The sequence below is a fragment of the Bradyrhizobium sp. SZCCHNRI1009 genome (assembly GCF_032487575.1).
Classification (GTDB): Bacteria; Pseudomonadota; Alphaproteobacteria; order Rhizobiales; family Xanthobacteraceae; genus Bradyrhizobium.
The window spans coordinates 148,410-174,047 of sequence record NZ_JAUEUL010000012.1 but is presented as its reverse complement, the minus strand read 5'-3'; the positions used below and the strand labels follow the sequence as shown (position 1 = coordinate 174,047).

18 protein-coding genes are annotated in these 25,638 nt (G+C 66.7%); 5 read left to right on the top strand and 13 right to left on the bottom strand.

The genetic code is table 11. The features are described 5' to 3' along the window. Positions 1–273 precede the first annotated feature (273 nt). Positions 274–1,068, top strand: coding sequence for a L,D-transpeptidase (locus QX010_RS21505; RefSeq protein ID WP_316181738.1), 795 nt, complete (start codon positions 274–276; stop codon positions 1,066–1,068). Positions 1,069–1,131: 63 nt separating this feature from the next. On the opposite strand, the gene QX010_RS21500 is transcribed toward QX010_RS21505, so the two are convergent. From QX010_RS21500 to QX010_RS21485, 4 genes are all read right to left on the bottom strand, one after another. Continuing rightward, a complete protein-coding gene (locus tag QX010_RS21500) occupies positions 1,132–2,157 on the bottom strand; it encodes an ABC transporter permease (protein ID WP_315802133.1) in 1,026 nt (341 codons plus the stop codon). 12 nt (positions 2,158–2,169) lie between these two features. Continuing rightward, on the bottom strand, positions 2,170–3,672 hold the full coding sequence (locus QX010_RS21495; RefSeq protein ID WP_316181736.1) for a sugar ABC transporter ATP-binding protein: 1,503 nt from the start codon (positions 3,670–3,672) through the stop codon (positions 2,170–2,172). A 13-nt stretch (positions 3,673–3,685) separates the two neighbouring features. Further along, positions 3,686–4,639, bottom strand: coding sequence for a sugar-binding protein (locus tag QX010_RS21490; protein ID WP_410051968.1), 954 nt, complete (start codon positions 4,637–4,639; stop codon positions 3,686–3,688). Positions 4,640–5,153: 514 nt separating this feature from the next. Beyond that, entirely contained in the window at positions 5,154–7,433 is a 2,280-nt protein-coding gene (locus QX010_RS21485) for a fused MFS/spermidine synthase (protein WP_316181734.1), read from the bottom strand. A 200-nt stretch (positions 7,434–7,633) separates the two neighbouring features. On the opposite strand from QX010_RS21485, the gene QX010_RS21480 reads away from it, so the two are divergent. Then, positions 7,634–9,235, top strand: a complete 1,602-nt coding sequence (locus QX010_RS21480; protein ID WP_316181732.1) for an NAD(P)/FAD-dependent oxidoreductase — start codon at positions 7,634–7,636, stop codon at positions 9,233–9,235. 181 nt (positions 9,236–9,416) lie between these two features. Here the strand turns inward: QX010_RS21480 and QX010_RS21475 are convergent, their stop codons facing one another. Then, positions 9,417–9,581, bottom strand: coding sequence for a Flp family type IVb pilin (locus QX010_RS21475; RefSeq protein WP_315802129.1), 165 nt, complete (start codon positions 9,579–9,581; stop codon positions 9,417–9,419). A gap of 267 nt (positions 9,582–9,848) precedes the next feature. Between QX010_RS21475 and QX010_RS21470 the strand changes: the two genes are divergently transcribed. After that, complete coding sequence (locus tag QX010_RS21470) at positions 9,849–10,745, top strand: 50S ribosomal protein L11 methyltransferase (protein WP_315802176.1); 897 nt, start codon at positions 9,849–9,851, stop codon at positions 10,743–10,745. 57 nt (positions 10,746–10,802) lie between these two features. On the opposite strand, the gene QX010_RS21465 is transcribed toward QX010_RS21470, so the two are convergent. Next, positions 10,803–10,985, bottom strand: coding sequence for a hypothetical protein (locus QX010_RS21465; protein ID WP_316181730.1), 183 nt, complete (start codon positions 10,983–10,985; stop codon positions 10,803–10,805). A 236-nt stretch (positions 10,986–11,221) separates the two neighbouring features. Here QX010_RS21465 and QX010_RS21460 point away from each other — a divergent pair, with 236 nt between their 5' ends. Both QX010_RS21460 and QX010_RS21455 read left to right on the top strand, forming a co-directional pair. Beyond that, positions 11,222–13,045: an aminopeptidase P family protein gene (locus tag QX010_RS21460; RefSeq protein WP_316181728.1), complete on the top strand. Its 1,824-nt coding sequence runs from the start codon at positions 11,222–11,224 to the stop codon at positions 13,043–13,045. A 120-nt stretch (positions 13,046–13,165) separates the two neighbouring features. Beyond that, entirely contained in the window at positions 13,166–14,443 is a 1,278-nt protein-coding gene (locus QX010_RS21455) for a multidrug effflux MFS transporter (RefSeq protein WP_316181726.1), read from the top strand. A gap of 232 nt (positions 14,444–14,675) precedes the next feature. On the opposite strand, the gene ligA is transcribed toward QX010_RS21455, so the two are convergent. The 7 genes from ligA to QX010_RS21420 all read right to left on the bottom strand — a co-directional run bounded on the left by ligA (position 14,676) and on the right by QX010_RS21420 (position 25,605). Further along, entirely contained in the window at positions 14,676–16,823 is a 2,148-nt protein-coding gene (gene ligA / locus QX010_RS21450; protein ID WP_316181725.1) for an NAD-dependent DNA ligase LigA, read from the bottom strand. 105 nt (positions 16,824–16,928) lie between these two features. After that, positions 16,929–18,602, bottom strand: coding sequence for a DNA repair protein RecN (gene recN / locus QX010_RS21445; RefSeq protein WP_316181723.1), 1,674 nt, complete (start codon positions 18,600–18,602; stop codon positions 16,929–16,931). Between the two features lie 125 nt (positions 18,603–18,727). Beyond that, positions 18,728–19,618 (bottom strand): outer membrane protein assembly factor BamD, encoded by an 891-nt coding sequence (locus tag QX010_RS21440; RefSeq protein ID WP_315802124.1) that lies wholly within the window; start codon positions 19,616–19,618, stop codon positions 18,728–18,730. 393 nt (positions 19,619–20,011) lie between these two features. After that, positions 20,012–20,971, bottom strand: coding sequence for a UDP-3-O-acyl-N-acetylglucosamine deacetylase (gene lpxC / locus QX010_RS21435; RefSeq protein ID WP_315802123.1), 960 nt, complete (start codon positions 20,969–20,971; stop codon positions 20,012–20,014). A gap of 345 nt (positions 20,972–21,316) precedes the next feature. Beyond that, on the bottom strand, positions 21,317–23,152 hold the full coding sequence (ftsZ, locus tag QX010_RS21430) for a cell division protein FtsZ (protein ID WP_315802122.1): 1,836 nt from the start codon (positions 23,150–23,152) through the stop codon (positions 21,317–21,319). Between the two features lie 90 nt (positions 23,153–23,242). Continuing rightward, positions 23,243–24,562 (bottom strand): cell division protein FtsA, encoded by a 1,320-nt coding sequence (ftsA, locus tag QX010_RS21425; RefSeq protein WP_008964399.1) that lies wholly within the window; start codon positions 24,560–24,562, stop codon positions 23,243–23,245. After that, positions 24,559–25,605, bottom strand: a complete 1,047-nt coding sequence (locus tag QX010_RS21420) for a cell division protein FtsQ/DivIB (RefSeq protein ID WP_315802121.1) — start codon at positions 25,603–25,605, stop codon at positions 24,559–24,561. Before QX010_RS21420 ends, ftsA begins: the two co-directional genes overlap by 4 nt. Positions 25,606–25,638 lie beyond the last annotated feature (33 nt).

The window sequence follows — 25,638 nt, the reverse complement described above, 5'->3', positions numbered from 1 at the left end:
TGCGGCCAAAAAGTTGCGCGGTCATGACAAATTGGACCGATTAGAGAAGTCCCAAACGCCGGAATGAAAGACCGTCCGCGGTCGCGAAAATGTCAGCGCCGATGAACGCGGGGAGCCTTTGTCCCGCCCCCGCCCGCCATTAAGGTTGAGGGTGCCCTCGGCTGGAACAAATCCGGCAATTCCGACATAGTGCAGGCCGAGGCGATGACCTGGGCGTTGACGTCCCGTTTTGAGGTCTCTCCACAGTCGAGGGCCCTGGAGGCCAGAGGTTAGATGCGTACCATCCTTTTTGCCGTTGCCGGCTTCGCCTTTCTGTCGGCCACGCCGGCTCTGGCCAAGATCGACATCACCGTCGACAAGAACAACCAGATCATGACGGTCGCCGTCGACGGCGTCGAGCGCTATCGCTGGCCCGTCTCGACCGGCATTCCCTCGCGGGAGACGCCGAATGGCTCGTTCCGCGCCTTCCGCATGGAAGCCGATCATTTTTCCAAGGAATTCGACGACGCGCCGATGCCGCATTCGATCTTCTTCACGAAGGTCGGTCACGCGATTCACGGCACGGATTCGGAAAGCCGCCTCGGGACCCCGGCGTCCCACGGCTGCGTCCGGCTGTCCAAGGCCAACGCGACGACGCTCTATGACCTGGTACAGAAAGACGGCGTGCTGAACACCACGGTGACGCTGACCGGATCGGCCGAGGTGGCGCTGGCGCGCAATCCACGCCGCGGCACCGCTGTTGCCCGGCGCGAGGCGCCGCAGCAGTATGACGACAGTGGCGAGCCGGTCGTGCTGACGCCGCAGCCGCAGATGCTGCCGGGACGCCCGGTCGTGCCGCAGCAGCGGCCCGATGACGGCTACATCTATCCCGCCGACGGCAGCGACAACGGTGCGCGCTATCCGGCACCGCCCGGCACGGCCCGCCGCGTCTATGACGCCCAGGCCTATCCGCAGCAGCAGCCGCAGCAGTACTATTACGACAACGGCAATCCGAGCTACGCCCAGCCGCGCTATTACCAGCCGCGCTCCTACTACCAGCCGCGCGGCTACTACACCTATCAGGACTGATCGCGCACTGATCCCAGCAACCGGGCGTCGCCACCAGGCGGCGCTCGGTCCGTTGCGATCTTCTCACTCGGCGTTGACGCGCCCGAGCGAGGCCGACGCGCGATCGGCGCTGGCCTGCCCGCGGGCCGTCGGCATGCGCTTGCGCCGCTGCACGAGATACTGGTCGGCCAGCACGCCGATCAGGATCACCGTGCCCATCACGGCGAAATTGAGCGAGCTGGGGATGCCCAGCAGGTTGACCAGGTTCTGCAACACTTGCAGCAGGACCGTGCCGAGCACGACGCCGATGATCGAGCCTTCGCCGCCGCGCAGCGAGCAGCCGCCGAGCACCGCGGCGGCGATCGCATAGAGCTCGTAGAACGAGCCGTGCACCGCCGGCGAGATCGAACGGGTATACATCGCCAGCAGGACCGCGGCGAGCGCGGTCAGGGCCCCGCAGATCACATAGGCCGCGATCGTCACCCGGTCGGACCGGATGCCGGAATAGCGCGCCGCCTCCTCGTTCTTGCCGACGGCGTAGAAATAGCGGCCGTACACCGACCGGTGCAGCACCAGCCAGGCGATGCCGGCGACGATCGCGAGCGCCACGACGCTGTGCGGCAGCGGAAAGCCGAGGACATCGGTGCGGCCGGCGGCCAGCCATTCCAGCGCCGGGAAGCTCGCGCCATAGCCGAAGCCGGCCGTGGCATCCTCGGTGTAGTAGCGCGCCGCGCCGCGATAGATCAGAAGTCCGCACAGGGTCACCACGAAGGGCTGGATGCGCATCTTGGTGACCAGCGTGCCATGGACCAAGCCGATGGCGATGCCGCCGGCGAGGATGAGGAACAAGGCAGCGACCCAGTCGACGTCCCGGTTGACGATGAGGTCGATGAACAGCACGCCGAGCAGCGCGATCACCGACCCCACCGCAAGCTCGATGCCGCCGACGATGATGACAAAGGCCTCGGCGATCGAGAAGATGCCGAACATGCCGACCTGGTTGGCGGTATTGGAGAGGTTGCCGACCAAGAGGAAGCGTGGGTTGATGAAGGCCACGACGGCGCCGACCACCAGGATCAGGATCAGCAGGCTGAGATCTTTCTTCTGCACGGGCGCCCTCGCTCAGACGGTATGGCCGACGGCGAGCTGAAGCACGTTGTGCTCGCTGAACTCGTCTCTCGCCAGGAAACCTGAAATCATGCCTTCATGCATCACGGCGATCCGGTCGCTCACCCCGATCACCTCCTCCATGTCGCTCGAGATCATCAGGATCGCAACACCGGAATCCGCCAGCCGCCGCAGCATGTCATAGATCTCCTGCTTGGCGCCGACATCGATGCCCCGGGTCGGCTCGTCGAAGATCAGGACCTTCGGCCGCATCGACAGCCATTTGGCGAGCACGACCTTCTGCTGATTGCCGCCCGACAAGGTGCCGACCGACACCTTGACGTCGGACGCCCGGATCTTGAGCCGTTCGCGCTGTCGATCGGCATTCTCGGCCTCGCGCCTGATGTCGACAAGTCCGAAGCTCAGATAGGAGGCGAGATCCGGCAGCGAGACGTTCTCGGCGATCGACAGGTCGAGCAAGAGGCCGCAGGTCTTGCGGTCTTCCGGAATGAGATAGATGCCGCGATCGATCGCCGCGCGCGGCGTCGAGATGCGGATCGGCTCGCCCTCCAGGCTGAGGCCCCCGGCCAGCAGCGGCTCGACGCCAAAGATGGCGCGCGCGAGCTCGGTCCGGCCGGAGCCGACGAGGCCGGCAAGTCCGAGGATCTCGCCGCGCCGGAGTTGCAGGCTGACGGCCTGGTTGGGATAGGTCGCGGTCACGGCCTCCATGACGTCGAGCACGGCCTCGCCAGGCGGCGCGGCCGGCGGCACGTAGAGCGACCGCAGGTCCCGGCCGATCATCAGCCGGATCATCGCTGCAGGATTGAGCTGGTCTCGCGTCAGCGCGCCGACCATGCGACCGTCGCGCAGCACGATGGCGCGATCGGCGCATTGCATCACTTCGTTCAGGCGATGCGTGATGAAGATGACGCTGACCCCGTCCGACTTCAAGCCGGCGATGACATGCATCAGCCGCTCGGTTTCCGACAAGGTGAGGCTGGAGGTCGGCTCGTCCATGATGACGCAGCGCGCATCGAGCGACAAAGCCTTCATGATCTCGACCAGCTGGCGCTGCGCCAGGGACAGTTCGGCAAGCGGCGTATCCGGCTCGAAATCGGCCCCGAGACGCGCGATCAGCGGGCGCACCCTGGTCCGCAGCGTCGCGCGGTCGATCAGCCGCAGCGGCCCGCCATAGACCGGCTCGCGCCCGATGAAGACGTTGCCCGCGACGTCGAGATTGTCGAACAGGTTCAGCTCCTGGTGGACGAAGGCGATGCCGGCCGCGATCGCGTCCGCCACCGCATAGCTGGCCCGCGCCACGCCATCGATCCGGATCGTGCCGCTGCTCGGCTCCACCACGCCGCCGAGCACGCGCATCAGGGTCGACTTGCCGGCGCCGTTCTCGCCGACCAGGGCGATCACCTCGCCGGGCGCGACCGACAGGCTGGCGTGGTCGAGCGCGACCACGCCAGGATAGGTCTTGCCGATGTCGATCAGCTCGAGGAAGGGCTCGCGCACGCCGGCCGTCGCGTCACTTCTTCAGCATCTGCTTCATCTGCGCCATGAAGTCGTCGACGTTCGACTTCTCGATCACCTTGCCGGGCACGATGATGATGCCGTTGGCCGGCACACCCGACTTGTCGCCCTCAACGACCTTCGCCATCAGCTTCATGCCCTGATAGCCCCATTCGAACGGCTGCTGCACCACCGTGCCCTCGATCGCGCCGTCCTTCACGCCGCCGAGCGTGATCGGATCCTCGTCGAAGCCGATGATCTTGATCTTGCCGAGCTTGCCGGCTTCCTTCAGCACCTCGTAGATGCGCGGTGTGTTGTAGGAGTAGAAGCCGACCAGGCAGCTCACATCGGGCATCGCCGCCAGGATGTCCTCGACATTGCGCTTGGCCCGGGTCTGGTCGATCTCGTCGCCGCGCACGTCGACCAGCTCGACCTTCGAGCCCTTGATGGTCTCCTTCACGCCCTCGATGCGCTCGCGGGCGTTGTCGGCGCCGAGCAGGCCGACGAAGCCGACGCACTTGCCCCCGTTCGGCAGCGCCTTCAGCATCAGCTTGCCGGCGTCCTTGCCGAGCTCGGTATTGGAGGAGCCGATATAGGCGATGCGCTTCGATTGCGGCGCGTCGCTGTCGGTGGTGAAGAGCACCGTCTGTGCCGCGATCTTGTTGAGGTGCTCGGTCTGGTTCTTCGGATCGACGGCGCTCACCATGATTCCGGCGGCGCCGGCCGCGACGAGGTCATCCAGCATCCGCTGCTGCACGGCGGCGGCCGCCTGCTCGGGATATTTGAGCTGCAGGTTGTAGTTGGGCAGCTCGCCCTGCGCCTTCTTCACGCCGGCCTCGGCGATCTTCCAGAAGTCGGACGCGCCGTTGACGACGAAGGCGAGGACCTTCTTGTCGGCCGCTCCCGCCGAGCCCACACCGAGCGCCATCGCCAACAGAGCAGACGCGCCGACCATCCAAAGACGCTTCATCAAACCCCTCCCATGTCAGCCGGCCTGCTTGATGCGACCGGCGTTTTGTACTCATTGAAGACACGTTCCGCGCCCGGGACGAGGCCTGCACCCGCACGGCACCGCAGGTCTCGACGTGAACTCGACAAAACCCGAGGCGCACGGGCGTCGCCAAAATCGACGTCACCCCTCGAGTCGTGAAGATGTCGTGTGAGACTTACCGCGCCGCGTACCGAGCCGCCGCTTTCCTCCCGAGAGCCTCATCGTCGTGGAACTTTCATGAGGCACGCACCTCAAGGTAGCATGATCGTGACAGCTCCGCAACAAAGCCGCTGAAGAAAGCAGATCGTGCTATGTTCTGCGATGCAATATCGCTCCATCGCGATGAACCAAGCGGCGAACATTTGACGCGACGCAACCGGCGCCGATTCGGAATCGAGGAGCGCACCTCTTTCCGAACGCGCATGCCGCACGGCGCGCGCCACACGAATCCTGACGGCCGCCCAACCGGCGGGAACGCGGCGTGCGCCCTCGCCTACTCGCCGTCGCGAAGCCGCCGATACACCGCGCCGAGAATATTCGAATAGTCGTCGGTCCAGACCCGCTCGCCGTCGGTCGGCTCGGTCTCGGTCCACTTGTCCGAGGAGGCGAGCTTGCCGACATCGGCATCGTCGCGCGCGCTGACGACGACGTCGGTCGGGAAGATGTACTCGTCGTCGCGGCCGGAGTCCTCGTTGTAGACCCAGCTCTTCAGGTCGTTGGCGTCGGCGATGCCGACCACGACGCTCTCCAGCTCCAGATGGCGATTGGAGACGTGCATTACGACAGCGCCCTGTGGCGCCAGCTTCGCCTTGTAGATCGCCATCGCCTCCTCCGTCGCGAGGTGGATCGGAATCGCATCAGACGAATAGGCGTCGACAATGATCAGATCGTAGAGGCCGTCCGGCTCCTTGGCGAAGGTCAGCCGGGCATCGCCGATGACCGGCTTGAAGTCCGGCGCGCAGCTCCTGATGTAGCTGAAATATTTCGGATCGCTGGCGGTGTCGACCATGGTCTGGTCGATCTCGAAGTAATTCCAGCTCTCGCCGGGCTGGGCCGCGCAGGTCAGCGTGCCCGCGCCGACGCCGATCACGGCGACCTTGAGCGGCGCGCCCTTGCGCTCCCGGATCGCGGTGATGGCGCGGCCGATGCCGCCGTCCTTGTGATAGTAGGTGATCGGCTCGGGACGTCCCGTCACCTTGGAGCCGTCGGCGTTGAGATATTTCTGCGCGCCGTGGATGGTCGTGCCGTGCATCAGCACGTGGTAGTGCCCGTCCGATGTCACCACGATCTTGTGCACGCCGAAGAAGCTGCGCACCGTTTCGACGCGGCCGTCATCGGCCGGATAGGCGCGGATCAGGACGAGCGCGAGTGCGGCCGTCGCGAACACCTTCCAGCGGCCGCCGTTCAGCAGCAGAGCGAGCAGCGCGGCGAGCACGCCCACGGCGCCCGCGACATAGACGCGGTGGTCCTCGAGATAGGTCGTGACCTTGCCGGTCATGCCTGAAGGCACCAGCAGCGCGACCGCAATGACCGCGAGCAGGAGCCAGTACCAGCGCGTGAGCCCGGGCAGGCGCTCATTGGCAGCCGGGCGGCACAACGCCGCCAGCGCCAGCAGGATCGGATACTCGGCGACCCAGGAGAAGGTGAACGGCGCGATCAGCCCGGCGAACAGGCCACCGACCATGCCGCCGAACGACAGCGCGACATAGAACCCGGTGAGATACTTGGCCGGCGGGCGCGTGCGCGCGAGCTCGCCATGGCAGGCCATGGCGATGATGAAGAAGCAGAGCTGATGACCGCCGAGCGTGAGCGCGAGATTCTGTTCGCCGCCGAAGGCGAGCAGCACGATCACGCCGGCGATCGCCAGCGGCTGCAGCGCCAGCATCCATTTGTGCGGCAGCAGCGGCCGCGACTGGAACACCAGCACCCAGGTGAGCAGATAGAGCGACAGCGGCAGCACCCACAGCAAGGGCGCGGCCGCGACGTCGGTGGAGATGTGCGCGGTCACCGCGATCAGCAGGCCCGAGGGCACCGCGGCCAGGAATATCCAGCGCAGGCGCAGCAGCCAGCGTGGCGCCGGGGCATGGCTGTCCTCGGTGTGCAGCAGGCTCGCGACGATCACCGGCGACCGCAGCAGCAGGACGCCGCAGCCGGCGATCAGCGCGATCAGGAGGCCATAGCCGCCGGTCCAGATCAGGTTCTGCATGCGCAGGCTGAAGATCGGCTCGATCAGCAGCGGATAGGACAGCAGCGCCAGGAAGCTGCCGATGTTCGACGACGCATAGAGGAAGTACGGGTCGGGCGCGGCTGGATGGCCCGTGCGTACGAACCACGCCTGCAGCAGCGGATTGTTGGCGGCGAGCGCGAAGAACGGCAGGCCGATCGACACGGTGAACAGGCCGAGCAGCCACAGCCCGTAGCCTGAGGTCGGCGGGTCGCCCCAACTGCTCGCGATCGACAACGGCAGCGTCAGCAGAGCGAAACCGAGCAGCAGCAGATGGATCGCGATCGGCAGCACCCGGCTGGGCAACTGGGTGAGAAAATGCGCATAGGCATAACCCGCCAGCAGCAGGGTCTGGAAGAACACCATCGCCACCGACCACACCGCCGGCGAGCCGCCGAGCCGCGGCAGCACCATCTTGGTGAACAGCGGCTGCACCGAGAACAGCAGCAGCGCGCTGACGAAAATGGCGGCGGTATAGACGACGAGCACCGCCCGGTTGCGTGCGGCGGAGGGCTGAGCGACGGCGGCGGGCGAGGCGATTGAGGTCATGACAACTCCGGCAGCAGCGCGGCCGGCATCAATTGCCGAGGCCGGACCGCGATGAGCAGACGAGACATAGCGGATCGCAGGGCGGTATGGCGAGCAGCTGAGGCAAAATGGAGTTTTCCTTGACGTCGCAGCCTTCCGGCGCGACAGCACCAGCCGAGGTTCCCGGTGCGGGTGATTAAACAGGGCTTTTTGAAGCTGACATGAATGAAACCGACGTCATCATCATCGGCGCTGGCCACAACGGCCTGACCTGTGCGGCCTATCTCGCCATGGCGGGCCTGCGCGTGCATGTGGTCGAGCGCCGCAAGGTGGTCGGCGGCGCCGCGGTGACAGAGGAGTTTCATCCGGGCTTCCGCAACTCCGTCGCGTCCTACACGGTGAGCCTGCTCAATCCGCGCGTCGTCTCCGACCTGAAGCTGCATGAGCACGGGCTCGAGATCGTCGAGCGCCGGGCGCAGAACTTCCTGCCCTCGCCGGACGGTCGCTATCTGCTGACGGGCGAGGGTCGCACGCTGGCGTCGGTTGCGCGGCTGAGCCCGCGGGACGCCGACGCGATCGGCCCGTTCTCGGCCCGGCTCGAGGCGATCGCGGACGTGCTGCGCAGCCTCGTGCTGCGGGCGCCGCCGAACCTGGTCGCCCAGTTCGGGCTATCGGCGATCCGCGAGGCGTTCAACGCGCTCGGCACCGCCAACACGTTGCGCGCGCTGTCGCTGGAGCAGCAGCGCGACCTGCTCGACCTGTTCACGCGCTCGGCCGGCGAGATGCTCGACGAGATCTTCGAGACCGACCTGGTGAAGGCGCTGTTCGGCTTCGATGCCATCGTCGGCAACTATGCCAGTCCCTACGCCGCCGGCTCGGCCTATGTGATGCTGCATCACGCCTTCGGCGAGGTGAACGGCAAGAAGGGCGTCTGGGGCCATGCGATCGGCGGGATGGGGGCGATCACGCAGGCGATGGCCGGGTGCCTGAAGGAACTGGGCACGCTGGTCGAGCTCGAGGCCGGCGTGCGCGAGGTGATCGTCGAGCGTGACCGCGCCGTCGGCGTCGTGCTCGAGGATGGCCGCACCATCCGCGCCCGCCACGTCGTCGCCAACGTGAACCCGAAGCTGCTCTACACGCGCCTGGTGCCGGCCGGCGCCGTGCCCGAGCCGTTCCTGAACCGCATCCGGAACTGGCGCTGCGGTTCGGGCACGTTCCGCATGAACGTGGCGCTCGACCGGCTGCCCTCGTTCAGCGCGCTGCCGGGCGACGGCGACCATCTCTCCGCCGGAATCATCCTCGGCCCGAGCCTCGGCTACATGGACCAGGCCTATCTCGATGCGCGGGCGCATGGCTGGAGCCGCGATCCCGTGGTCGAGCTGCTGATCCCGTCCACACTCGACCCGACGCTGGCGCCGGCAGGCCGGCACGTCGCCAGCCTGTTCTGCCAGCATGTCGCGCCCGAGCTGCCGGACGGCCGCTCATGGGACAATCACCGCGACGAGGTCGCCGACCTCATGATCGCGACCGTGGACCGCTATGCGCCGGGCTTTGCCGCCAGCGTGCTCGGCCGGCAGGTGCTGTCACCGCTCGATCTCGAGCGCCAGTTCGGGCTGATCGGGGGCGACATCTTCCACGGCGCGCTGACCTTGAACCAGTTGTTCTCGGCCCGCCCCATGCTCGGTCACGCCGACTATCGCTCGCCGCTGAAGGGGCTCTACCATTGCGGCTCGGGCAGCCACCCCGGCGGCGGCGTCACCGGTGCCCCCGGCCACAATGCGGCCCAGGCGATCCTGGCGGACCATCGCGCTCTGTTCGGCTGAGGATAAGGGGTGGAAAGGCGGCGGACGTCCGTGTGGACAAGCTGTGGACGCACTGTAGATCGACTGCCAAAGAATCAGTGCACGGCCGTGTGGATATGCTGTGGACCCGGCGGTTGATATGGCCTCAAGCAGAAAAACCGGGCGCAGGGCCCGGTTCTTCGAGAACGCCGCGTCGGGCGGATTACTTCAGGGACGTGTTGATCGAGTCGAACTTGCTGCTGAGCGAGCTGCCCAGGCCGTTGACGGCGGCGATGATCGCCAGCGAGATGCCGGCTGCGATCAGGCCGTATTCGATGGCGGTGGCGCCGGATTCATCACGCAAGAACTTCGACAGAATGGACTTCATCTGAACCTCGTTTCCCAACCCAGGAACCGAGGATCATCCGGTTCCCATGGCGGGAACATTAGGGGCCAAGACCCTAAAGTCGGGATAATCCCCCCAGGTCAAGTTGCAGAGATTCTTCGCTGCAATTGAACCTCAACTTTTATTCGGATGAGGAAAGGCATTATACAACCGCTGGATGCGCAGATCCGGCAGAATTGCGGTCCTATCGCTTGCGTTGGCAGGCAATTCCCTTAACCACGCCGTCAAATCTCGCCAGGATCCACCTTGATGACCTCAACGACCACGCCCGCCACCCACAAGGCCAGCTTTACGGTTGCCGATGAAGCGACCGCCCGCCCGGCGGTCGACGTCCTGACCGAAGTGTTCTTCGAGGGGGACGCGGCGGTTGCGGCGTTCGAGCGTCCGGACGGGCGCTGGGACGTCACGGTGCATTTTGCCGATCCGCCCGACCAGGCGCTGGTGCGCGAGCTCGTCGGCGGGGCGGCGGGCGCCGACGTGGCCCGGACCCTGACGTTCGAGGTCGTCGAGGCCAAGGACTGGGTCAAGGCCAGCCTGGACGACCTCGTTCCGGTCCCGGCCGGTCGTTTCATGGTGCACGGCAGCCACGACCGTGCCCGCGTGCCCGGCAACAAGCTCGGGATCGAGATCGAGGCGGCGCTCGCCTTCGGCACCGGCCATCACGGCACCACCCGGGGCTGCCTGCTGCTGCTCGATCACGTGCTCAAGACGCGCGCGCCGCGGCGCGTGCTGGATCTCGGCACCGGAACCGGCGTGCTCGCCATTGCCGCCGCCAAGGCAACGCGCCGGTCCGTGCTGGCGAGCGACATTGATGCGCCCTCGGTCATGGTGGCGCGGGAAAACGCCCGGCTCAACGGCGCCGGCCCCCTGGTCCAGGTGATCCGGGCCACCGGCTTCGCCGCCGCGGAATTTGCCGAAGCCGGCCCGTTCGACCTGGTGCTGGCGAATATCCTGGCCAATCCGCTGCGCCAGCTGGCTGCGCCGATGCAGCGCCACCTCGCGCCGGGGGCCTTCGTGATCCTGTCGGGCCTGTTGACCCCGCAGGCACGCGCCGTCCGCGCCGCCTATCGTGCCCGTGGCCTGGTTCCGATCCGGCATTTGAGAATCGAGGGATGGAGCAGCCTGTTGCTGCAGAAGCAGCAGTGAGGCGGATCAGCTCACGGCATGGATCGAACCTGCGCGCTGGGTGCGGCAAGTTCGCGATTACGTCTTCGGCTGGCTCTGCTGCGAGGTGGAGTCGGACTGATTACGCGGGGCACGTCGACCGCGCGGCGCGACGAGACGATTGACGAGATCCGCCAGCGCGCTGCGCGGCTTCTCGGCCGGTGCGGACGCCAGTCCGCTCGGCGCGGGCGCCGATAATTTTTCGAAGGTAAAAGCAGGCATCGTGCATCCCCTCGCCGTTGAGTTGAGGCACTCCCCGGATCATGCGACCGTGGATGATCTTTACGATCGTGGTCGTCACGTCCATACGTTTCCTCGCCGCACCTCTTTCGGATGACTGGCATGCGACAGCAAATCTTTTTGCACAGGCGAATGCAAGGAGATTCTTCGTGCACTGCACTGTCTGCTGAAGGAGTATTCGCCGACGCGGCAGGATTCACTTCTAAAGTATGAGACCGATGTTCGAAGCTCTGTTCCAGACGTTCGAAGAACCCGAAACCGGCGTGGCACTGACCGCGCGGCTCGCCGCGCTCCGCGAAGAGCTGGCCAGACGCAAGCTCGCCGGCTTCATCGTGCCGCGCGCCGACCAGCAGCAGAACGAATATGTGCCGCCATCGGAGGAAAGGCTGGCGTGGCTGACCGGCTTCACCGGCTCGGCCGGCCTTGCGATCGTGCTGTCGCAGGCGGCCGCGCTCTTCGTCGACGGCCGCTACACGCTGCAGGCCGGCAAGCAGGTCGACGGCAAGGCCTGGATGGTGGAATCACTGATCGAGCCGCCGCCGGAGAGCTGGCTGACGCGCCATTTGCAGAGCGGCGACCGCGTCGGCTTCGATCCGTGGCTGCATACAACGGCCGCGGCCGAACGACTGGCCGCCGCCTGCGCCAAGGCGGGCGCGGAGCTGGTTCCGGTCGAGCGCAACCCGGTCGACAGCATCTGGACCGAACGGCCGCTGCCGCCGCTCGGCGCCGTCGCCATCCACGGCGCGGAATTGTCCGGCGAGAGCGAGGCCGACAAGCTCGGCCGGATCCGCCAGGAGATCGAGCGCCTCGGCGTCGAGGCGCTCGTCCTGTCCGATTCCCACAACGTCGCCTGGACCTTCAACATCCGCGGCGCCGACGTCTCGCACACGCCGCTGCCGCTGTCCTATGCGCTGGTGCCGAAGACCGGACGCCCGACGATCTTCATCGATTCCCGCAAGCTCTCGAACCTGACGCGCGATCATCTCGAGCAGAGCGCCGAGGTGGCGGAGCCGGACGCGCTGACACCGCGCCTGTCCGAGCTCGCGCAATCCGGCGCGGCCGTCGCGCTCGACAGCGCCACGGCCGCCGATGCCCTGACGCGCCTGATTCAGGGCGCCGGCGGCAAGGCGGTGCGCGGCGCCGATCCGGTCAGCCTGCTCAAGGCCGCCAAGAACGCGGTCGAGATCGACGGCACGCGGCGCGCCCATCAGCGCGATGCGGTCGCGCTGGCCCGCTTTCTCGCCTTCATCGATCGCGAGGCGCCGAAGGGCTCGTTAACCGAGATCGATGCGGTCGAGGCGCTGGAGAGCTTTCGCCGCGACACCGGCGCGCTCAAGGATGTGTCGTTCCCGACCATCTCGGGCACCGGTCCCAACGGCGCCATCGTGCACTATCGCGTCACCCGCAAGAGCAACCGCCGCATCATGCCGGGCGATCTGCTGCTGATCGATTCCGGCGCGCAATATCAGGACGGCACCACCGACGTCACCCGCACGATCGCCGTGGGCGCGCCGACCGAGGAGATGCGCGATCGCTTCACCCGCGTGCTGCGCGGCCACCTTGCGATCGCGCGCGCGATCTTCCCCGACGGCACCACCGGCGCCCAGCTCGACACCCTGGCGCGGCAGTTCCTGTGGCAGGCCGGCATCGATTTCGAGCACGGCACCGGCCACGGCGTCGGCAGCTATCTGTCGGTGCACGAGGGACCCGCGCGGATTTCGAAGCTCGGCACCACGCCGCTGAAGCGCGGCATGATCCTGTCCAACGAGCCCGGCTACTACAAGACCGACGCGTTCGGCATCCGCATCGAGAACCTCGAGCTGGTGGTGGCGAAGGACGTCGCGGGCGCGGAGAAGCCGATGAACGGCTTCGAGGCGCTGACCCTGGCGCCGATCGACCGGCGCCTGATCGAGGTCGCGATGCTGAGCGCCGAGGAACGCGCGTGGCTCGACGCCTATCATGCCCGGGTCAGGGACGCCGTCCGAGCGGCGCTCGACGACGGCGACCAGCGCTGGCTCGATCAGGCGACAGCGCCACTGTAGTCAGCCGTACGGTCCGGCTGCGCGCCGTCCCGCTGCCTGCATGGGCGCATGCCGAAACAGGCATTTCCGCGAAATGGAAGGCCGCTACAGTCGGGGCGTTCACCTGATTTGAGCGGCACCATGCATGGAATGATCAGCAGACCGCCTGGAGCGGCGCCACCGCGCGCCGTTCCGTCGCGCACGATGCTGGTCCTGCTGGTCGTGATGACCGGGCTGGCGCCGATCTCGCTGTACCTGCTGGTACCGGCGCTGCCGATGCTCGCGACCACCTTTGGCCGCGACGCCTCCGTCGTGCAGATGACGGTGTCGTTCTACATGGCCGGCATTGCGATCTCGCAACTGCTGCTCGGGCCGCTGTCGGACCGCTTCGGCCGCCGCCCCGTGATGCTCGCCGGGCTCGCGCTGTCGATCGTCGCGAGCGTCAGCTGCATCTTCGCCGACACCCTGGCCCAGCTGATCGCGGCGCGCTTCTTCCAGGCGCTCGGCGGCGCCAGCGGCATGGTGATCAGCCGCGCCATCATCCGCGATCTCTATCCGCGCGAGCGCATCGGGGCGATGATCAGCCTCGTCGTCGCGGTGATGATGATCGCGCAGATGCTGTCGCCGCTGACCGGCGGCCTGATCGAGATCGCGCTCGGCTGGCATGCCATCTTCTACGTCGTGGCCGCGCTGTCGATCGTGATCGCGATCGCCGTCACCATGGCGCTGCCGGAGACCCGCCCCGCCCGCGTCGAAGGCGCGAGCTTCCGGCGCGACGTCGCGATGCTGGTGAAGAGCCGCGCCTTCCTCGGCTATATGCTGTGCCAGGTGCTGGCGTCGCAGATCATCTTCGCCTTCGCCGGCGGCGGGCCGTACCTCGTCGAGGTGCAGATGGGCCGCTCCTCGGCGGAATATGGCGCGTGGTTCGCGACCACCGGCTTCGCCTATTTCGTCGGCAACCTGTTCTGCGTGCGCTACGCGCCACGGCACTCGCTCGATCGGCTGATCTGGTTCGGCCTGGGACTGCAGCTCGCCAGCGCCGCGCTGAACTTCACGTGGAGCCTGTTCGGCTTCAACCAGGTGCCCTCGGTGCTGTTCGGCACGCAGATGCTCTTGATGTTCGCCAACGCCGCCGTGATGGCGAACTCCGCGGCCGGCGCGATCAGCGTCCGGCCGGGCGCGGCGGGCACCGCTTCCGGCGCGATGGGGTTCCTGCAGATGGGCGTGGGCGCGCTGACGTCGCAGCTCGGCGCCTATCTCGGCGGCCACTACGCAACGACGCTGCCGCTGACGTCGGCGATGCTCATGTTGTCGCTGGCCTGCGCCTGCAGCATGATCTTTCTGGTTCCGCGCACGCAGATGAAGGTGACGAAGGAGCTGATCGAGACGGCGGAAGAGGATGAGGCCGGGGTGATGTGAGGGGCGGCGTGAGGACCGTACGCCCCCACGCCGCTCTCGGGGTCTTACCCGCGTAGGCGCCGCGACCTGCACAGCCTCGCGAACAAGCGGTGTCATGCCCCGCGAAGGCGGGCATTATTCCGAGGCGCCTCGATCCAACCACTGCGGCCTCTGAAATACTGCATCATCCGCTTTCGCGGATGATGACAGTTGTGGTGCCACAACCACCTTCTGCACCAGACGAGCGCGCGAGCTACTCCCCGATCAGTTGCAGCCACTCGTCCTCGGTCAGCACCTGGACGCCGTGCTTCTGTGCGTCCTTCAGCTTTGAGCCCGCGCCGGGACCGGCGACGACGTAGTCCGTCTTCTTCGACACCGAGCCCGATACTTTCGCACCGAGCCGCTCGGCCGTCGCCTTGGCCTCGTCGCGCGTCATCTTTTCCAGCGTGCCGGTGAACACCACCGTCTTGGTCGCGATCGGCGAATTGCGCTTCGGCTTCTCCGCGTCGAGGATCTTCACCTCTTTCGTCAGCCGCTCGACGATGCCGCGATTGTGGTCCTCGCCGAAATAGGCGGCGACGCTCTTGATCACGGTGTCGCCGATCTGGTCGAGCGCATCCATCTCCGCGATCGCCTCCTCGTCGCCGCTGGCGACCTTGAGACAGGCGTCGTGGAACGCATCCCATGAGCCGTAGCCGCGCGCGAGCGCCAGCGCCGTGGTCTCGCCGACATGGCGCATGCCAAGCGCGTAGATGAAACGCTCCAGCGCGATCTCGCGCCGGGCGTCGATGGCATTGAAGAGATTGCGCACCGAGGTCTCGCCATAGCCCTCGACCTCCTCGAGCTTCAGCCTGGCGTTGCGCGCGGCCAGCGTAAAGATGTCGGCGGGCTCCTTGACCCAGCCCTGGTCGAAGAAGAACTGGATCTGCTTCTCGCCGAGACCGTCGATATCGAAAGCGCGGCGCGAGGCGAACAGCTTGAGGTGCTCGATCTTCTGGAACGGACAGGCGAACTCGCCGGTGCAGCGGGCGCGCGAGCCCTCCTCGCCGGTCGCGATCTCCTCCCGCACGACGTCGGTATGCAGCGGGCACGGGCACGTCTTCGGGAAATGGAATTCCTTGGCGTGCTTCGGCCGCTTGTCGATGAGGACGTCGACCACCTGGGGGATGACGTCGCCGGCGCGCTGGATCACCACGGTGTCGCCGATCCGGATGTCGCGGCCTTCGCGCAACACTTCGCCCTTGTTGCCGATGCCCTTGATGTAGTCCTCATTGTGCAGCGTCACATTCTGCACGATGACGCCGCCGACGCCGACCGGCTCCAGCTTGCCGACCGGCGTGAACGAGCCGGTGCGGCCGACCTGGATCTCGATGTCCTTGAGCACGGTCATGGCGCGCTCGGCCGGAAACTTGTGGGCAATGCCCCAGCGCGGCGTGCGCGACACGAAGCCGAGCCGCTCCTGCCAGTCGATGCGGTCGACCTTGTAGACGACACCGTCGATGTCGTAGTCGAGCTCGGCGCGCTGCTCCTCGATGTGGCGATGGAACGCGATCAGCTCCTCGACGGAGTGGCAGAGCCTGGTGAGCGGATTGGTGGTGAAGCCGCAGCGCTCGAACCATTTGATCATGCCGCTCTGCGTCTCCGCCGGCATCGCGCTCATCTCGCCCCAGGCATAGGCGAAGAAGCCGAGGGGGCGCGAGGCGGTGATGGTCGGATCCTTCTGTCGCAGCGAGCCTGCGGCTGAGTTGCGCGGGTTGGCGAAGATGGTGTCGCCCGCTTCCTTCTGGCGCTCGTTGAGCGCGAGGAAGGCCTGCTTGGTCATGTAGACCTCGCCGCGGACCTCGCAGATGTCGGGCAGGTTGCGGCCGTGCAGCTTGTGCGGCACGTCCTTCAAGGTGCGGATGTTGGCGGTGACTTCCTCGCCCTCGGCGCCGTCGCCGCGGGTCGCGGCGGTGACCAGTTCGCCGCCCTCGTAGCGCAGCGACATCGACAGCCCATCGATTTTCGGCTCGGCGGAGAAATCGATGCGATCGTCGGCGAGCTTGAGAAAGCGCGCAATGCGGCCGACGAAGTCGCGCACGTCCTCTTCGGCGAAGGCGTTGTCGAGCGACAGCATCGGCACCGCATGCCGCACCTTCTTGAACCGGCCGGAGGGCGCCGCGCCGACCTTCTGCGACGGCGACTCGCTGCTGACGAGCTCAGGGAAGCGCTTTTCGATCGCATTGAAGCGGCGACGCAGCTCGTCATAGGCGGCATCCGAGATCTTCGGCGCATCGTCCTGATAATAGAGCCTGTCGTGGGTCTCGAGTTCCAGCGCCAGCCGCTTCCATTCCACCTTGGCCTGGGCCTTGGTGAGATCGGCAACGTCGACGGGCTGCTTCGGTTTTGCTGTCTTGGGCATGCGTATGATCTGCTCGTCATGGCGGGACCGCCCGGAGGCCGTCCCGAAACGACGGTGTACACAATGCGCGCCCGGAGCCAAAGCGTTCGGCTGCTCCGTTTCCAGCTATGCCGCTGCGGCCTCCAGCAGGCGGTCGGCGGCGGCGCGGGCTTCGGCGGTGACCTCGGCGCCGGCCAGCATGCGGGCGATTTCCTCGCGGCGGTGCAGGGTGGCCAGCGTATTGACCCGGGTGACGACACGCTTGCCGCGATCGAGCGCATCCTTGGAGATCAGCAGATGCTGGTCCGCCCTGGCCGCGACCTGCGGCGCGTGGGTCACGGCCATCACCTGAACCCCGTGCGCGAGCCGCGCCAGCCGGGCGCCGATGGCGTCGGCGACCGCGCCGCCGACGCCGGTGTCGATCTCGTCGAACACCAAGGTCGGCGCCGAGCCGCGGTCGGACAGCACGACCTTGAGCGCCAGTAGGAACCGCGACAGCTCGCCGCCCGAGGCGACCTTCATCATCGGGCCCGGCCGCGTGCCCGGGTTGGTCTGAACCCAGAACTCGACACGGTCGATGCCTTCCGGCCCCGGCGCCTCGGCGTCGCTGTCGACCTGGGTCATGAACTTGGCCCGCTCGAGCTTGAGCGGGCCGAGTTCCGCAAGGACGGCCCGGTTCAGCTTCTCGGCCGACTTGGTCCGCGCTGCCGACAGCTTGGCAGCCGCGGCGCCATAGCGCCCATCGGCTGCCGCCGCCGCTGCTTCCAGCTTCTTCAGCTGCTCGGCGCCGGCATCGATCAGGACGACGTCGGCGGCATATTTGGCAGCCAAGGCAGCCAGACCGTCCACCGGCGTCGAATATTTGCGCGCGGCCGCGCGCAGCGCGAACAACCGCTCCTCGATGCGCTCCAGCTCCAGCGGATCGAAATCGGTGGCCGCGAGTGCCACCGTCAGATGCTGATCGGCCTCCTCCAGGGCGTTGATCGCCGAATCGATCGCCTTGACCGCCGGGTCGACCAGCGCGGGCGAGCTGACCGCGCGGCGCTCCAACCGGCGGACCGCCGCGGCTAGCGCGGCGATCGGCGACTGGTGGCCGCTGACGGCATCCTGCGCGTCGCGCAGATCGCCCGCGATCTTCTCGCCCTGCATCATCGCCGTGCGGCGGGCGGCGAGCTGCGTCTCCTCGCCCTCCTTCGGCGCCAGCTTCTTCAGCTCGTCCGAAGCATGCCGCAGATAATCGGCCTCGCGGGCCGCGCGCTCCATGCTCGCCCGATGCTCGTCGAGCGCCGTGACCGCAGTCCGGCGCGCTGCCCACAGCGCTTCCACCGCGGCGACGTCCTTCTCCAGGCCCGCAAAGGCATCCAGCAGCCGGCGGTGGGTGGCGGCGTCGACCAGCGCACGTTCGTCATGCTGGCCGTGGATTTCGACCAGCGTGGCGCCGATCGCCTTCAGCGTCTGCACGCTGACCGACTGGTCGTTGATGAAGGCGCGGGTGCGGCCATCGCCGAACTGAACGCGGCGCAGGATCATCTCGCCATCGGCATCCAGGCCGTTGGCGGCGAGAATCCTGGCGGCCGGATGATCTTTGCCGATCTCGAACACGGCCGTGACCTGCCCCTGGTCGGCGCCATGGCGCACCAGGCTGGCGTCGCCACGACCGCCGAGAGCCAGAGCAAACGCATCGAGCAGGATCGACTTGCCGGCACCGGTCTCGCCGGTCAGCACCGCAAGTCCATTCGAGAATTCGAGATCGAGTCGTTCGATCAGGACGATGTCACGGATCGACAGTCGCGCCAGCATGGAACCGAAGTCCTTCGTAACGGGGCGGATCGCCCCTGAGCGAACGACTCGATGCTAGCAGCAAAAAGAGAACAAAACAAGAATATAGAACAAAGCAAGATCAGACGAGTGATCCGGCCGATCGCTCAGCCCAGGCCGAGCTTCTTGAAGGCGCGCGAGATGTAGGAGCCCTTGTTCTCCTCGGGCTCGACGCCGCCCGACTTCACGAGATTATAGGCGTCCTTGTACCACTTGCTGTCGGGGAAATTGTGCCCGAGCACGGCCGCCGCGGTCTGCGCTTCGCCGACGATACCGATCGTCATGTAGGCCTCGGTCAAGCGATACAGCGCTTCCTCGACGTGCCGCGTGGTCTGGTACTGCGTCACCACCGCCTTGAAGCGGTTGATGGCGGCGGTGTAGTCGCGCTTCTGCATGTAATAGCGGCCGACATCCATCTCCTTGCCGGCGAGCTGATCGCGGGCGCCCTCCAGCTTGGCCTTGGCATTGGTGGCGTATTCGGAGGTCGGATATTTGCGCACCACCTCCTCGAGCGAGGCGATGGCCTTCTCGGTGCGGCCCTGGTCGCGGCTGATGTCCGGGATCTGGTCGTAATGCGAGGCGGCGATCAGGTACTGCGCATAGGCCGCGTCCGGGCTGCCCGGGTGCAGGGTCACGTAGCGGGTGGCGGCGCCGATGCAGCCGTCGTAGTCGCCGGCCTGATAGGAGGCGTAAGCCGACATCAGCAGCGATTTGCGGGCCCAGTCGGAATAAGGATGCTGGCGATCGACCTCCTCGAACTTCTTGGTCGCGCCTTTGACGTCTTTCTTCTCATTCATCAGGTACAAGCCCTCATTGTAGAGCTTGTCCGCGGGCTCATCGACGAAGGTGTCGTCCTTGGCCAGGAATTTGTCCCACAGTCCGCCTGTTCCGCAGCCGCTCAGAGGCAGCGCCAGCAGGATCAGCGATGCGGCGAGCCTAAGCCGGCCGATGCTTGCTGCGGGATGACGGAGGTCGCGCGTGAGACGCTGTATCGACATGCTTCTTTGGAACCCGATGCCTGTGATCTGATCTACGCCGCGCACCATGAAGGTCGCTTCATGACCGCGAGGGAAGAGCCCCGCCGGTGGCACGCATCACGCGGCCCCGGCCTCTCTAGCCGAAAACACTTCATCAACCAACCGCATAGGAAGCCAATCCGCCCGGATTAAGGCAACACCGAGGCTGCCGCCACGCATCATGGTTACCGCTGAAGAAGCCGTTGGAAAACATCGAAATGCCGAGGGTCCAGCCGCTGAGAAGGACGCGGCCGGCAACAAACATTGACAAAAAAGCAGACGGAAAAATCTGAACCACGCCGAAAGCAAAGCTCCCGGCGATGTCGCGCGTTGCGTAGGTCAGCCGACGGAATCAGCCGATCGGGACGCCGCCGCTCAGGACACGTCCGGGCCGTAGGCCGGGGCGACCATGCCACCGACCATGCCGCCGACGACCTCCGCGGCCACGCGGGGACGACGCACGGTCTCGCCTTCGACGATCCGCCAAGCGGTGCGATCGGCCATCAGAGCAGTCAGCACCGCATGGTTGAGCTTGTGACCGCCACGGACCGAACGATAGGTTCCGAGCATCGGCAGGCCGGCCAGCGCCAGATCGCCGATCGCGTCCAGCACCTTGTGGCGGGCGCATTCGTCGGCGTAGCGCAGACCTTCGGGATTGAGCAGGCGGTCCTCGTCGAACACCAGCGTGTTGTCGAAGGAGGAACCGAGCGCGAAGCCGGCGCTCCACAGCCGCGACACGTCGCTCATGCAGCCGAAGGTGCGGGCGCGGGCGATCTCGCGGCGGAAGCGCTCGGGGCTGAGCTCGAAATGATAGGCTTGGCGGCCGATCACGGGGTTGGTGAAATCGATTTCAGCTTCGACCCGGAAGCCGGAGCTGTTCGGACGCAGCTCGCCCGTGGAGGCGCCCATGGTCACCTGGACCGGCTTGAGCACCTGAAGGTAGCGCCGCGGGGCCGACTGATTGACGATTCCGGCCTGGTCGATGGCAGCGACGAACGGCGCAGCGCTGCCGTCCATGATCGGAACCTCGGGGCCGTCGACCTCGATCAGGGCGTTGTCGACACCCATGCCGCGCAGCGCGGCGAGCACATGCTCGGCAGTGGACACCAGCGCACCGTGGCGGTCACCGAGCACCGTCGCCAACTCGGTGGCGATCACCGAGCCGAAGGACGCCTGGACCTCGCGGTCAGCGCCATCGAGGCCGGTGCGGAGGAACACGATTCCCGCATCGATCGGCGCAGGCCCGATCGTCAGGCTGACAGGCGCGCCAGAGTGGACGCCTACACCGGTGACGGTGGCTTGCGAACGAAGCGTTGTTTGCCGGCTGAATTTCATCGACGATCGCCCAAGACCCCGCCTGATCCCTTATCGGCCGCCCCTCGCGAACCGACTCAGTTTCAGGCATCCCCAAGTCACGGCAGAACTTAACGAGAGCCCCAAAGAGCGCCAACTCACGCTTCTTTACGGATTGTTACCCCATCTCTGCCGTATTCGCGCCAACCCTTAACCAAACTGGAACGTGGCCTTAACCCTCCTGGTTCCCGATCTAAACACCGAAAGAATAATTAATCATTTAAAATCAGTTAGTTGAACGGCGATCGACGGGCCCCGGACAGCCATGGAAAAGGCCCGGCTCTCGCGAGCCGGGCCTGTTCAGCACCATCAGGGCTGTAACAATTCTCAGGTGGCCTGCCGGCGCAGGAAGGCCGGGATATCCAAATGGTCGTCTCCCTGTGGCGCCGGGGACACAGGCGCGGGACGGCCATGGACGTCCAGACCCTGGGGTGCGGGACGGCGGGCATATTCCGAGACAGGCGATTCGTGGCTCGCAACCTGCTGAGCAACGTTCCGCTGCGGCTTCCGTTCCGGCAGCGGCGGCATCTGCGGCATGGCAGGACCCGCGGTCCGCACCGGCAGCGGCGGCTCGGCATCCTCGTCGCGGCGGCCGAGACCGACATTGGCGAGACGCTGCAGCAGCGACATCCGGGTCTTCTGCGGATGCTCATCGCCCTCGTCGCCGCGCGCCTGCCGGATCTCGGCCTGGGCCGGCATCGGCAGGTCCTCGAACTTCGGCATGCGCGGCGCGCGCGACGGAACCCGCTCCGCGGCCTGCGGGATGAACGTCTCCGGCGGGGCCGCCGGCTCGATCGGGGCCGCGCGCTGCGCCTCCGGTTCCGGGAACAGGGACGGCTTCTGCGCGATCGGGCGCACCGTCACATCGCCATAGGAGGCGGGCTGGACCGGCGCAGACGCGGGCGCGGGCTCGCTGGCCATTGCGGCGGCAACGGCGGCCAGCGTGTCGCGCTCGAGGTTGGGAGCCGGACGCGGCGCAGGCGCCATCGGCGCGGGCGCGGCGACGGCCGGAGCCTGCGACGCCTGCTGCTCGAGCTTGGCGGCGCGTTCAGCCAGGCGCTGATTGTCGGCGCGCAGGCGCGCAGTCAGATCGGCGAGGCGGCTTTCAGGGAGACCCGCGGCAGCGGTCGGGGCGGCGGCAATCGGAGCGACAGCCGCCGCCGGCTGTGCAGTCGTCGTGACGCCGCGGTTGAACTGCGCCTGCTCGATGCCGGTGGCGACCACCGAGACCCGGATCAGCCCGTCGAGCGATTCGTCGAAGGTGGCGCCGACGATGATGTTGGCGTCCTGGTCGACCTCCTCGCGGATGCGGGTCGCAGCTTCGTCGACCTCGAACAGCGTGAGATCCTTGCCGCCGGTGATCGAGATCAACAGGCCGCGCGCGCCCTTCATCGAGGAATCGTCGATCAGCGGGTTGGCGATGGCGGCTTCGGCGGCGGTCAGCGCGCGCTTGTCGCCGGAGGCTTCGCCGGTGCCCATCATCGCCTTGCCCATCTCACGCATCACGGCGCGAACGTCGGCGAAATCGAGGTTGATCAGGCCTTCCTTCACCATCAGGTCGGTGATGCAGGCGACGCCGGAATACAGCACCTGGTCGGCCATCGCGAAGGCGTCGGCGAAGGTGGTCTTCTCGTTGGCGACCCGGAACAGGTTCTGGTTCGGGATGATCAGCAAGGTGTCGACGACCTTGTGCAGCTCGGAGATGCCGGACTCCGCGGTGCGCATGCGGCGCGCGCCTTCGAAGTGGAACGGCTTGGTGACGACGCCCACCGTGAGGATGTTCATCTCGCGCGCGGTCTTGGCAATGACCGGGGCTGCACCGGTGCCGGTTCCGCCACCCATGCCGGCGGTCACGAACACCATGTTGGCGCCCGAGAGATGATCGCGGATCTCGTCGATCACCTCCTGCGCGGCGGCAGCTCCAACGTCCGGCTGCGAGCCGGCGCCGAGGCCCTGGGTCACCTGCGTGCCCATCTGAATGATGCGCTGCGCCTTGGACATGGTCAGCGCCTGCGCGTCGGTATTGGCGACGACGAAGTCGACCCCCTGCAGGCCGGCCGTGATCATGTTGTTGACGGCATTGCCGCCCGCGCCGCCGACACCGAACACGGTGATCCGGGGCTTCAGCTCGTGGATATCAGGAGGTGTAATAGTGAGTGCCATGATTGCCTCTCGATCACGCGCGGGTGGGTTCGCCCCGGCCGCCGGCCGCGGTTGGTGTTGTTGAAAATCGCATGGGGTGGAAACCGGTCATCAGAAGCCCTCGCGTAGCCATCGTCCGACCTTTCCGAAGTAGCCGTCGGTTCCTGTCCCGACCTGCCGCGTATGCCGCGGTTCGACGTGTTCGAGGTGCGCGTATTGCGGATAGACCAGCAGCCCCGTCGGCACCGCGAAGGCGGCGTTCTTGGCCTCGTTGGGGAGACGACCGAAGCCGAGCGGGCGGCCGACGCGCACCGGGCGGTCGAGGATCCGGGTCGCAAGCTCGACCAGCCCCGTCAGCTGAGAGGCGCCTCCGCTGAGGACGACGCGCGCCTTGGGTTCTGCCGCAAAGGGCGAATCCTTCAGCCGGTCGCGGACCATTTCAAAAATCTCCTCTGCGCGGTGCCTGACGATGTTCGCGATGGTGGCGCGGGACACGATCTGCGGAACATCCCGCTCGTTGTCACCGGCCGTCGGAACAGACATCAACTCACGCGCGTCGGACCCGCCAGTCAGCACCGTGCCATATAACGTCTTGATTCGCTCGGCATCTGCAATGCACGCTGATAGTCCGCGCGCAAGATCCATGGTCACGTGATGCCCGCCGAGCGCAAAACCGGAGGCATGGACGAAGCGGCCGCCGGAATAGATCGCGATCGTGGTGGTGCCCGCCCCCATCTCGACCACGGCGGCGCCGAGATCGGCCTCGTCGTCGGTCAGCACCGACAACCCGGCAACATACGGGCTTGCCGCCATCGCCTCGACGTTGAGGTGGCAGCGCTCGACCACGAGCATCAGGTTCTTGGCCACGGTGGCGTCGGTCGTGACGACGTTCATGTCGACGCCGAACTGCCGCGCCAGCATGCCGCGGGGATCGCGGATGCCCTTTACGCCGTCGAGCGTGTAGCCGACGGGCAAGGCATGCAGCACCGCGCGCCCGTCGCCGGTGGCGTGGTGCATGCCGGTCGAGGTGACGCGACTGACATCGGCCTGGGTGACGGCGCCGCCGCGAATGTCCGAGGTGGCCTCGATCAGGTGGCCCATGACGCGGCCGCCTGCGACCGGCAGCAGCACGGATTCGACCCGCACCTTCGCCATGCGCTCGGCCAGCGCGACCGCCTGCCGCACCGCCTGCTCGCATTCGACGGGATCGACGACGGCGCCGGCCTTGACGCCGCGCGACTGGATCTGGCTGTAGCCGATCAGCTCGACGGCGTGGGTGCGGCCGCGCAGCGCGTCGCTCGGCGGCGCCGGCTTCAGCCGCGCGATCATGCAGGCGATCTTGCTGGTGCCAACGTCGAGCGAGGCCACGAGCGCGGTGCGCTTCTGGCCCATCGGGCGCGTCTTCGGAGTCTGGCGATCGAAGCCGGTCATGCGTCACCGGCCTTCTTCTTGGACTTCTTGTCCTTGAACAGCTCGTCGCGCGCCTTGCCCGCATCCTCGGAGAGCTGCACCGTCAGCCGGTCCGGCAGCCGCAGGTCGATGGCGACGATGTCGCGCGAGAACAGCTTGTCGTCCTGATCGAGCTGGGTCAGGGTCGCGAGCGCGTTGCCGACATCATGTTCGGGCAGGCGAATGTCGAGGCCGTCCTTGGTCCGCAGGTTCCAGCGCCGCTCGCCGACGAATACGGCGGCCTTGGTGACCGCGCGCACCTGCGGGTAGCGGGCGAGCAGCGCCAGGAAATCGCGCGCGCGGCTCTCGGCTCCCTTGCCGACCACGAGCGGCAGCGTCAGGAAGCGGCGCGAGACATATTGCTCGAGCACGGCGCCGTCCTCGGCGATGACCGAGAGGCGACCGTCCTGCTGCCAGAGCGCGAACGCCTTGCGCTCGACGACATCGATCTGCAGCTGGTTCGGAAAGAACTTCTGCACCGTGGCGTCGGCGATCCAGGGGTTGGCTTTGAGCCTGTCACGCACTGCGGCGGCATCCAGGAACAGCAACGAGGAGCGGCCGGTAACGCCGCCGACCGCGAGGATCTCGTCCTGGGTAAGCTGCTTCCGGCCGTTGATCGCAACAGCCGTGATGCGGAACCCGGCCGCATTGGCGAGCGCGTTGCGGGTGTCGGACAACGCCACACTGACGTCCTGCGCATGGCCGCCCTTGACGATGCCGAGCCAGACACTGCCGAACAAGAGGACCACCGTCGCCACGGTGCCGAGCCGGCGCGGCAGATAGCGCTCGACGAGTTCGACCACGCGCGGCGGCGCCTCGCGCTCGACCATCGGCGCGAGCGCGGCCTGCGCCGGCGCAAGGTCTCGTCGGATGGATCGCCTGCCTTGCTTCGTGCCTCGCGCAAAGCGAACACGCGGAAGGCGGGCCGAGACATACTCGCGCAGCAGGATTGCCGCGCCAAGGGCAGCGGCTTTCAGGTCAGCTTGAGGCCTCTGCGATCGAGCGAGGCGTCCTGCACCATCCATTGCACGAGCTCATCAACTGTTGCGCCCGCAGAT